Source organism: Kitasatospora sp. NPDC057542 (genome assembly GCF_042801945.1).
Lineage (GTDB): Bacteria > Actinomycetota > Actinomycetes > Streptomycetales > Streptomycetaceae > Kitasatospora.
In genome coordinates, this window is the sequence record NZ_JBHVFE010000336.1 from 1 (window position 1) to 10,156 (window position 10,156).

At 72.2% G+C, this 10,156-nt stretch carries 9 protein-coding genes; 3 read left to right on the forward strand and 6 right to left on the reverse strand.

Annotated features, from left to right (window positions below):
- Positions 1-53: 53 nt before the first annotated feature.
- Positions 54-2,228: an SdrD B-like domain-containing protein gene (locus ACFU7Y_RS31610; protein ID WP_380770442.1), complete on the reverse strand. Its 2,175-nt coding sequence runs from the start codon at positions 2,226-2,228 to the stop codon at positions 54-56.
- A 301-nt stretch (positions 2,229-2,529) separates the two neighbouring features.
- Positions 2,530-3,264, reverse strand: coding sequence for an FAD-binding oxidoreductase (locus tag ACFU7Y_RS31615; protein ID WP_308020197.1), 735 nt, complete (start codon positions 3,262-3,264; stop codon positions 2,530-2,532).
- Between the two features lie 401 nt (positions 3,265-3,665).
- Between ACFU7Y_RS31615 and ACFU7Y_RS31620 the strand changes: the two genes are divergently transcribed.
- Positions 3,666-4,016, forward strand: coding sequence for a hypothetical protein (locus ACFU7Y_RS31620; protein WP_224279573.1), 351 nt, complete (start codon positions 3,666-3,668; stop codon positions 4,014-4,016).
- A gap of 235 nt (positions 4,017-4,251) precedes the next feature.
- Here ACFU7Y_RS31620 and ACFU7Y_RS31625 read toward each other — a convergent pair whose 3' ends face one another.
- Positions 4,252-4,815 (reverse strand): GNAT family N-acetyltransferase, encoded by a 564-nt coding sequence (locus ACFU7Y_RS31625; RefSeq protein ID WP_224279575.1) that lies wholly within the window; start codon positions 4,813-4,815, stop codon positions 4,252-4,254.
- Between the two features lie 149 nt (positions 4,816-4,964).
- Here ACFU7Y_RS31625 and ACFU7Y_RS31630 point away from each other — a divergent pair, with 149 nt between their 5' ends.
- Together ACFU7Y_RS31630 and ACFU7Y_RS31635 are read left to right on the forward strand one after the other, a co-directional pair.
- Entirely contained in the window at positions 4,965-5,744 is a 780-nt protein-coding gene (locus tag ACFU7Y_RS31630; RefSeq protein ID WP_224279577.1) for a helix-turn-helix transcriptional regulator, read from the forward strand.
- 133 nt (positions 5,745-5,877) lie between these two features.
- The gene (locus ACFU7Y_RS31635) at positions 5,878-7,383 is read left to right on the forward strand and encodes an FAD-dependent monooxygenase (RefSeq protein WP_380770445.1); all 1,506 of its coding nucleotides are present in this window, start codon (positions 5,878-5,880) and stop codon (positions 7,381-7,383) included.
- A 145-nt stretch (positions 7,384-7,528) separates the two neighbouring features.
- Here ACFU7Y_RS31635 and ACFU7Y_RS31640 read toward each other — a convergent pair whose 3' ends face one another.
- The 3 genes from ACFU7Y_RS31640 to ACFU7Y_RS31650 form a co-directional block, all read right to left on the reverse strand.
- Complete coding sequence (locus tag ACFU7Y_RS31640) at positions 7,529-8,086, reverse strand: hypothetical protein (RefSeq protein ID WP_224279579.1); 558 nt, start codon at positions 8,084-8,086, stop codon at positions 7,529-7,531.
- A gap of 245 nt (positions 8,087-8,331) precedes the next feature.
- Complete coding sequence (locus ACFU7Y_RS31645) at positions 8,332-9,540, reverse strand: aromatic acid exporter family protein (RefSeq protein ID WP_224279581.1); 1,209 nt, start codon at positions 9,538-9,540, stop codon at positions 8,332-8,334.
- 26 nt (positions 9,541-9,566) lie between these two features.
- A complete protein-coding gene (locus tag ACFU7Y_RS31650; protein ID WP_224279583.1) occupies positions 9,567-10,031 on the reverse strand; it encodes an SsgA family sporulation/cell division regulator in 465 nt (154 codons plus the stop codon).
- Positions 10,032-10,156: the final 125 nt, after the last annotated feature.

Consider the following 10,156-nt stretch of genomic DNA (forward strand, 5'->3'; position numbering starts at 1 on the left):
GCCGGGCGTCGCGCCCGCCGGCGGCCTGCCGTCCCGGTCGTGCTCGACCTGCGTCAGTGCCCACACCCGCAGTGCCGGAAACCGAAGTCGAGGGTGTGGTCGTTCTCGCCCGGCCCGCCGGTGGTCAGCACCCGCTCGGGATACCTTCCCCCCGGCGGGACGATGCCCTTGGAGTCGATGAACGGGTTGTCGCCGACGTCGTGCCTGGTGGGCACCCACCGGTACAGCGGGCCGCCCTCGGCGTAGTCGGCGGCGTTGTCCAGCCGGATCGTGTACCTGGTGCGCGGCTTGAGGCCGCCGTCCACGTTCGAGTCGTCGAAGTAGTACTCGCCGCGCGCCGTCGTCCTCTCCGTTCCGACGAGCTTGCCCGACCCGTCGTAGAGGTGGACGGTGACGCCCTCCGCGGGGCGCTGGCCGGGCTTCTGGATGCCCGTGCGCTCGGGGTCGTACCAGACGCGGTTGCCGATCTGCAGCGGCGCCTGGTCGCAGAGCACCTCCAGATCGCCCATCGAGGCGCCCTTGCCGAACGGCGCGGGCACGTCCGCCGGGTTGAGCCGCAGTCCGGGCTTCGGGTCCGGCCTGCCGTCCGCCCGCTGGAGGAACGACGTCCCGTAGCCGAAGGCCGTGTTGTTGGGGTCGTACCCGGAGGTCCCGACGGTGGTCTCGACCTTGGACAGCGCCATCCCGGCGTAGTCCGCGTTGTGGTGGACGCCGAACCGACTGGTGTCGAAGAAGCGGGTGCCCCGGGGGGAGAGCCCGCAGCCGTTGTTGGTGTCCATCACGAAGGTGCCGTTCGCGAGGCAGGCCTTGTTCAGGTCACCGCCCGACAGGACCTCACCGACCGCGGCGCCCGCCGCCGCCTGGCCCGTCGCCCGGTCGGCGAGGCGGTCGCGGAAGGACAGCAGCATCGTGCCGTCCGTCTCGAAGCCGACCTCGCCCAGCTCCGGCTCCGGCTGGGCGCGGAAGCCGGAGCAGGTCTGGCCGTTCTGCGTGGTCGGGTAGGTGTTCGTCCACGGGAACCAGCCCGCGCCGTCGCACGGGCCCGAGCCGACGGTCGACTGGCGCGGGTAGTCCAGCGGCTGGTCCAGCACGGCCCGGCGGAACGCGCCGGTGGCCAGGTCGAAGGGCAGCACGATCGCCCGCAGGTCCGACACCTTGCCCGTCGACTCGCCCGAACAGACACCGCCGAGGTAGCCGGTCCCGTCCTGGAGGCCCAGACCGAAGGGGCGCCAGTCTCCCGCCGAGGGGCAGCCCGGGTCCGGGATGGGGTAGACGGCCTTCGGCGCCGACGCGGTCGGCACGGAGGCGTCGTAGCGGTACAGCCGACGGTCGTTGAGGTTGACGACGAACAGGTCCCTGCCGTCGTCCGTCACCTTGAGCCCGCCGAGGCTCTCCTTGCCCGGCACCGCCAGGAACGCGTCGTCCGGCCCCGGCCCGTGTGCCGTGCTTCCGGCGTCCGGGACGGTGGTGAACAGCGTGGTCCTCTTCTGCGCCAGGTCGGTCACGTAGATCCCGCCGGAGCCACCCGGGCCGTAGGCAGTGGTGCGCTTGGCCGCCGCCGAGGAGAACACCCGCCTGTCGGCCTTGTTCCACGCGATGCCGTACAGCGTGCCGGTCTCCGCGTCGGTGGCGATGTTCGTGACGTTCACGTCCACGCCGTCCTGGCCGCGCGCACCGTACGGGAACGACACCAGGGTGCGCTGCGCACCGCCTCCCCACGTGGTGTTCTGGCAGGTCGTCACCAGGGGTGCGTTCTTCTGGCAGTAGTCGCCGGGGCTCCACAAACCCGTGGTGTACGAGATGTTCCTGCCGCCGGAGAGGTCGACGAACTCCTCGTTGGAGCTCAGCTGGTTCGGCGCGCCGTCCAGCCCGTGCCGCGAGGCGAAGGCGGGGAACAGCACGCCCGGCTTCGGATTCACCACCTGCACCCGGTACTTGCCACTGTGTTCCCGACTTTGCGGCGGTGTCAGCGTCACCGTCCCGTCGGCCGCCGTGGTGCCCTCGACGTGGACCCGGTCCCCGCCGGTGAGCGTCACCTTCACGCCCGCCAGCCCCGGTTCCAGCGCGGGCGTCCACGCACCCGAGGCGTCCACGGCCCGGATCACCCGGACCGTCACCGTTCCGTCCCCGCTCTGCGGGAACGCCGCCGGCGCCGTCAGCAACCCGCTGCCGGCCAGCGCGACGGCGAGCACCGCGGCCCGCGCGACGCACGTCCTTCGTGTTCTCATCCCCACCTGGGCCCCACTCTCGTGATCGGCGGGCAGACGCCCGATCCGGACAGAGCCCCAGGAGAGCGGCAACCAGCCGTTCACGCCCCCGCTTCGGGGCACATTCACTGGTGTGTGTGACGGAAAACGGTCTGGAAATCGCATCAAGTTCGGATACGGCCTCACAAGTTCGCATGCGATCGTAGTGGCGCGACGCCCCTGACACCCCTTCGGGACCGGGCCACCCGATCGGCTCCGGCCGGCCGCAGGTCCGCGACCGCCCGCGCACGGCACTCGCCCCGGTGCCGATCAGGACCACCCGCTAGTCCAGGTCGGCCTGCCACAGGTCGGGGCCGAAGACCTCGTACTGGATGTCGCGCGGGGCGACCCCGCGGTCGACCAGGCCGCTGCGCACGGCCTGCATGAACGGCAGTGGCCCGCACAAGTAGTACAGGGCGTCCTCGGGCAGGTCGACCGCGGTGGGGTCCATCAGCCCGTGGAAGACCCCGTCCACCGGCTCATGGCTCTGCGCGCCCTGCTCGAACCACAGGTACATCCGCGCGTTCCTCAGGGCCAGGATGTCGCCCACCACCTGGCGGCGCAGCGGGAAGGACGCGTCGTCGACATCGGCGTGCAGCAGGGTGACCGGCAGCCCGGACTCGGCCGCGACCAGGTGCGAGAGCATGCCCGCCATCGGGGCGATCCCGATGCCCGCGCTGGCGAACACCACCGGGCGCCCCGCGTCGTCCAGCACCACGTCGCCGTAGGGCAGCGACAGCGTCAGAGTGTCGCCGACCTTCACCGAGTCGTGCAGCAGCGTCGACATCTCGCCATCGGGGCCGGCGCCCTCGTCGCGCACCCGCTTGACCGAGAACTGGCGGTGCTCCCCGTCGTCGGCCCGGGTCAGGCTGTACTGGCGCGGCTGGAGCTTCCCGTCGGGCATCCGCATCCGCACGGTGACGTACTGGCCGGGCAGCGAGGTCTTCACCAGACGGTCGTCGATCCGCTTGACCACGAAGGTCACCACGTCGTCGGTCTCCTTGGCCTTCCGGACCACCTGCCAGTCCCGCCAGACCGTCTCCGGCCGGACCCCGCGGGCGCTGTACAGGCCGCGCTCCTGGGCCGTTCGGGGGACGGGCAGGCCGGCCCGGCCGGACCGACCTCGAAGCGGCCGTCCTCCCGCGAGTCCGCCGCCTCGGATTCCAGGCCGCCCGCCCGCTGGGCATCGTCGACGTCCACCCCGAACCCCACCGGCTGACCCTGCGCCTGACCCCCAGCCCCACGTCGTACGCACCCGGGCCTTCGGACGACGCCGAGCCTCACAACGCAGGGCCCGGGTCGAATCGCCGCCGAAGCGGGAAACCGGTCACGCACCTTCCGCGGGCCGATTCCACACCGGTGCGGGGAAATCGGCCCGTTCCTCACCTGCCGCGGCTCCTCGTGGTGCATGATCGCAACGTGAGTACGTGGTGGGACACACGCCGCAACGCCCGGCTGGCAGAACTGGCGTCCACGCTGGAGTTCTTCGGCGCCGAACCGGTCGACGACCCAGGCGTCGGCGAACTCGCCCTCGCCGCCGAGGCCCTCGCCGAGGAGTACCGCACCAGCGACCGCGGCCAGACCGTCCACCGCACCGGCGACCTGCTGCAACAGGCCGCTACCGCACTGCACACCGCCGACCGTCTGCGCGGCACCCTGATCCCCGTCGTCAACCATCACCTGCGCTGCGCCGCTGTGGCCCTGTCACACGCCCGCACCTGCCTGCACGGCCAGGCCTTGCCGGGCGCCGAGACCGTCCCGCCCGCCTGATCCCGGTTCCGTCACGAAGGCGCCGGGCCGGGCCGCAGAGCACCGGCAGCATGGCCGGCGGTGGAGGCTGCCGGCCGTCCTGGCCGGTGGCCGGCCTGTTCCGGCCGGTCGGAAGCCCTCCACAGGTGGGTCCGGGTGCACGACCAGCTTGCCGCCGAGTACGCCGGCCACACCTGCAACTGCGAGCACTGCTTCCATGGCGGCGGCGCCTGCGCCGAAGACCAGTGCCCCTGGCTCAGAGTTCCTTGGTCATGAAGATGCGGCTGGTGCCGGAGGGAATGCAGGGCACTTCTCCCAGGTGGTGCCAGCCGTGCCGCTGATAGAACTTCGGGGCTTGGAAGCTGATGGTGTACAGGACGGCGGCCTTGCACCCACGTGCCCTCCCTTCCTCCTCGGCCCGGCGCAGGATCCGGCTGCCCAGTCCTTGGCCGCGCAGCTCGGGTGGCAGGTAGAAGAGGTCGATGAACAGGAGCCCGAGGGATGTACGGCCGGACAGGCCCCCGAGGATCTGGTGGCCGCCGGGCTCGCGGACCAGGACGGCGAGGGGGCGCCGGTCGTCGATTCCCGTGATGCCGACGTTGAAGCGGTCCAGCGCGTCCGAGATGGCCGCCGTCTCGGTGCGGTGCGGGGTGTCGGTGAAGACGATTTCCACCGGTTCCGCTGCTCGGCCGGGCGGGCTCGCCGGCCCCGGTGCCGCACCGGCCACGGCGTCGGCGGCGTCCGCGAGCGGAGCCGGCGGGCCCGCGGCGTGGGCGTCGGGGTCGGTACACAGCCGCAGGTCCTTCTTGATGGGTCGCACTGTGGGACGGCCTCCTTCGGATTCGGATGGTCTGCGCCGGGGGGGCCGAGACGCTCTCGGCCGACCGGTCGGGACTGGTCGACGGGCGGGGAGCCTAGGCGGCCGCGGGTTCGGCGCGGGCCGAACCGTCCGTCGGGATACTGGGGGGCATGACGGCTGACAGTGCGGGCAAGGACGTCGGCGTCGACCTCGCCGCGGTGGCACGCCTGCTCGCGGACGGTTCCCGGGCGGACATGTGCCTGGCCCTGCTGGACGGCCGGGCCTGGACGGCCAGGGAGTTGGCCCGGTATGCGGATGTGGCGCCCTCGACGGCCACCGAGCACCTGAACATGCTGGTGGGCGGAGGCCTCCTGGCCGAGGAGCGGCACGGCCGCCACCGGTACCTGCGACTGGCCGACCCCAAGGTGATGGCCCTGATCGAGAGCCTGGCCGAAGTCGCCCCGCGTCGCCCTCCCCGGCCCGCTTCACTGGGCGCGAGCGGCCGGACCAGGGCACTGGCCCGTGCACGGCTGTGCTACGACCATCTCGCGGGAATCCTCGGCCTGGCCGTCACCGACGCGATGGTCGACAACGGCCTGATCACCTGGGAGCCGGAGCCGCGGCTCACCCCGGCGGGAGCGGCCTGGGCGGCCGAGAATGGCATCGAGCCCCCCACCGCTTCGCGGCGCCCCCTGGTGCGTTCCTGCCTGGACTGGACCGAACGCCGCCCCCATCTGGGCGGTGCCGTGGGAGCCGCGATCTGCTCGCGTGCCCTGGAAGCGGGCTGGGTCGTCAAGGTCGGCACGGGCCGAGCCCTCGCACTGACGGAACCCGGCCGCCAGGTGTTCCACGAACGCTTCCGGGTCCCGACGGACAGACTTCCCACGGGCCGGACCACGACCGAGCCGGCCGTCCGGTCCGGCCGCCGGTCGGCCACGGAGAGCCGATGACCGGGCGGGTCCTGTCCCTGAAACCGGCGGTGTCGCCCCGAGCCCCCGCCCGCCGTTCGGGGCTGCGGCCGGCCGGGCACGGCGCCTGCGTCCCGCCGTGCAGCACCCTCACACAGGACTGAGACTCGGAAGCATGAACACAGCGGACCTGTCACCGAGTGCCTCCTCGGACCGACACGGGGCACCGGACGCGGACGTTCTGGTGGTCGGGGCCGGCCCGACCGGCCTGCTGCTCGCGGGTGACCTCGCCAGGTCCGGAGTCGATGTCACACTGCTGGAGCGACGCGATCACGAGTCCAACCTGAGCCGCGCCTTCAGCCTCCATGCGCGAACCCTGGAGCAGCTCGACGCCCGTGGCCTGGCCGACGAACTGCTCCGTATCGGCACACCGACCCGGGCGCTGCATCCGTTCGGCCGCCTCAGCATCGACTTCTCCGGCCTCCGCACGCGCTTCCCCTTCATCCTCACCATTGTGCAGTGGCAGGTCGAGCAGGCCCTGCTGCGCCGGACCGGGGAAGCGGGAGCCACCATGCTTCGTGGGGCTCGGGTCACCGGGCTGCGGCAGGACCCGGACGGCGTCGACGTGGATGTGCGCTATCCGGACGGCGCCACGGGAACGCTGCGGGCCCGTTACGTCGTCGGTGCGGACGGGGCGCGCAGCACCGTCAGGGAGAGCCTGGGTATGCCGTTTCCCGGCAAGTCGGCGATCAGATCCGTGATGTTGGCCGATGTGCTGCTCGACCGCGCCCCCGACGAGATTTTCAACTTCGCCTCGAACGAGGACGGTTTCACGTTCTTCGCGCCGTTCGGGGACGGCTGGTACCGGATCATCGGCTGGGACCGGCACCGACAGGTGCCCGACGATGCGCCGCTCACCTTGGAGGACGTCCGGGACATCACGAAGCGCACGATCGGCAATGACCTCGGGATGCACGACCCGCGGTGGCTCTCCCGGTTCCACAGCGACGAGCGGCAGGTACCCCGCTACCGGCAGGGAAGGGTGTTCCTCGCGGGTGACGCCGCACACGTCCACTCGCCGGCCGGCGGCATGGGCATGAACACCGGGCTTCAGGACGCCGCCAACCTCGGGTGGAAACTGGCAGCCGTCGTGCACGGCTGGGCTGGTGACGCACTGCTGGACAGCTACCACGCGGAGCGTCACCCGGTGGGGCGGATGGTCCTGCGGGTCAGCCACGCACTCCTCACGGCCGTTACCACCGGGTCGCCTCTGATCCGCACGCTGCGGGCCGCGCTGGCCACCGTCGTGCACCAGTTGACCGTGGTGGAGGCCCGCGCGTCTCGCGGCATCTCCGGCATCGGGATCACCTACCCCGCGCCCCGGGGCTCTCATCCGCTCGCTGGGCGCCGGGTTCCCGACCTCCGCCTGGCGGGGGAGCCGGCTCGGCTCTACGAGGCGCTGCGGGAGGGCAGGTTCGTGCTGGTGGGCCGCGATGTCGCCGCGGTTGCCGCGCCGTGGGCGGGGCGGGTGGTGACGGCCTCCCCAGCGACCAGCCTGCGCCCGACCCTACTGGTTCGGCCCGACGGCTATGCCGCGTGGGCGGCCGAGGACCCCGACCCGGACGAGGTGCGCACGGCCCTGACGCAATGGCTGGGCGCGGTGGACCGCCGGGCAGCGTGAACGGGCCGTCGGTCTGCGAAGCGGATCCCGCTGGTTCCGACGGCGCCCTGACGCAGCCGGCCGTTGGGCAGGGCGGTGGCGAGGTGCTTCACACCCGGGCGCGGGCGTCGGTGTGGTGGGCGTGCGGGTGGGGTGCCGCCGGCGGTCATGCCTGGGTCCCGGTGGTCTGCGGTGCGGTGTAGAGGATGGTGCGGGGCTGCACGGTCAGGTGCCGCGGTGCGGTGGGCAGGTCGCGCTGGACGGTGATCCGGTAGCGGATGGCCGTGTCGCCGTCGTGGGTGAGGATGCGGCCGGTGAGCGGGATCCGGGTGTAGAGGGTGCCGGTCTGCGAGTCCAGGTCCATGGGCTCCCAGCGCCGGGTCGCGTCGTCGAACCACTCCAGGCGGATGTCGTCGCTCTGGAGGTAGGGGCCGTGTTCGGGGGAGAGGACGAGGATCTGCTGGGCCTGGGCGAGGCGGGTGTCGTCGGCGTAGCGGACGGTGAACTCGTACGGGCGGTGGTCGGTGCCGATCTGGTGGGCGGGCAGGGAGTCGATCCGCAGGCCGGTGTCGACGGTGGTGGCCGATGATGACGACGACGAGTGCGAGGCCGTCGCGGGGGCGGTGGCGGCCATGGCCTGGCCGGAGACGCCGAGGGCGGCGGCGCCGGCCAGGAGGAGGGAGATCGTCGCGGTGGCGGTCCGTCGCATGGTCGTGCGGTTCATGGGTTCTTCCTTCGGGGTCATCGGATGCCTGGCTGCTTGCGGCGCAGGCCGGAGGAGGGGGAGCCCTCCATCCTTGTTTGTTTAATCTTCAACCAACACGATCCACCGTACGGTCCGCGGATTCGAGCGTCAAGCGATGGAGTGAAGTCATCGCGATGAGCCGGGACGGGCCCGAACGAATCCGCGCCGGTCTGTCCGTGCCGGTGGGGCGGATGGCCTGTGAACCGGCTTGGGGGCCGGATGCTTCACGACGGGCGGGGCCCGGGCGTGGTCGGGGTGGGTCGGTTCGCGCGTTCCAGGTCGGCGAGCAGGCGTTCGATGTCGGTGATCAGTGATCCGTAGACGTGCCAGGCGCCCGGTTCGGCCAGCGTGCCGTGCCTGATCTCGTCGGTCATCGTCCTGTGCCAGGTCGTGGCGTCGTCGATCGCGTGGCGCAGCGGCCCGCAGAGGCTGTCGAGATCGGGGCCGGCGGCATGCCCGGGGGCGGCGAACGACTCCATCGCCTGCTCCGCCGTTTCCAGGGTCGCCGCGTACCGGTCGAGGAAGAGCCGGTTCAGGCCGTGACCGGCGGGCTGGTCGTCGACGCTGTCGGCCAGTGTCCGTGCGATGCCCCGGACCTGGAAGGAGACCCGGTGCAGGGCGCGCAGCGCCTCGCTGTGGTCCGTCGGCTTCTGTTGTCCGTGGACGATGCACCGCGTGTTCCAGCGCAGGCTCTCCTGGCTCTGGCGCACGTCCTCCTGGGCCTGGAGTGCCAGGTCGTCGAGGTGCCTGCTGCGCTCCAGCCACTGGTGGGCGCGGTCGGTGTGCTGCCGCTCGCGCAGCCCGCGGCCCATGTCGCCGAGCAGTTCTCCCATGGCCGAGGCGAGTTCGCGTACCGAGGTGTCGGAGGCGCCGAGGTGCACGGGCGGGAGGATGAGGGCGTTGACCACGATGCCGACGGCCGCGCCGGTGAGGGTGGCCAGGGTCAGGGTGACGACGTGGCCCACGGGGACGGCCGTCGCCGCCGCCAGGGTGAGTACCGCCGTCGAGGCGATCTGCAGGCGGCTGTCGGAGCCCCGGCGGCCTCCGGCGACCAGTGCGATGGCCGGGATCGCGGCGACGCTTCCCGCGGCCGGGCCGAGCAGCCATACGACGGCCACGGCCAGTGACAGCCCTCCGGCGCGGGCGGTCACGCTGCGCAGGGCCTGCGTCACCGATCGGTAGATGGTCGGGGCGTTGACCATGGCCAGGGCGGTGGCCACGGCGAGGTACTGCTGTTGCCCGGGGAGCCACCACGAGGCGGCCTGCCAGGCCAGGAGGGCCGCGACGAGTCCCTTGACGCTGCGGGTGAGGACGGTGGCCGACCATCCCGGGAGCGACAACCTGGGCACGCGCGGCAGCTGCAGGGCACGGCTCGGTGCTCCCCGCCACCGGACGATGGCGGCCGGACGCGGCGCGAAGGCCAGGGCTCTCATCTCTGTGCTCCTGCTCCGTCTACTGCTCACTTGCTGCGGCGGTGTGCCCCGCCGGGGTCGGCCGGGCCGCTGAACGGAAGCGGCCGGGGCCGGGGCCGGGGTCTCGGGCGGGTGCCCGGCAGCAGGCACGACAGTTCGGCGTCCAGGTCGTACCGGTCGGCTTCCTGCCCGGCGGGTACCAGTCGGTGGGTGCGCTCCAGCCACTCGGCCACCACGTGGAGCGGGGCCCGGAGCCAGGCGGTCCCCTCCGGCGAGGAGAAGGCGAGGTTCAGTACCTCCTCATGGCCGACCGCTCCCGGCCAGACCTGTACGTCCCCTTGCCCGCTCGGTCTGTGCAGGCCCTGTGCCGGCAGGTCGCGGGCGAAGACCCAGGGGATGCGGCCGTGCGCGTCGGTGTGGAAGACGATGCGCACGGCGAGCGGGTCGTAGGAGCGGTAGGACAGGAGGGTCGGCAGTGTGACCGGTTCTCCCGAGGGAAGCAGGAGTTCCATGTCGAGCATTTGATCTGCACAGCCGTTCACGGCATGACTCCCTGTGTGGGTAGTGCCCCCCTGGGTGGCGGGTGCGAGCGCCCCGGCCGTGGGCGTCGCCGTCCGGCCGGACACCGGTGTCCGGC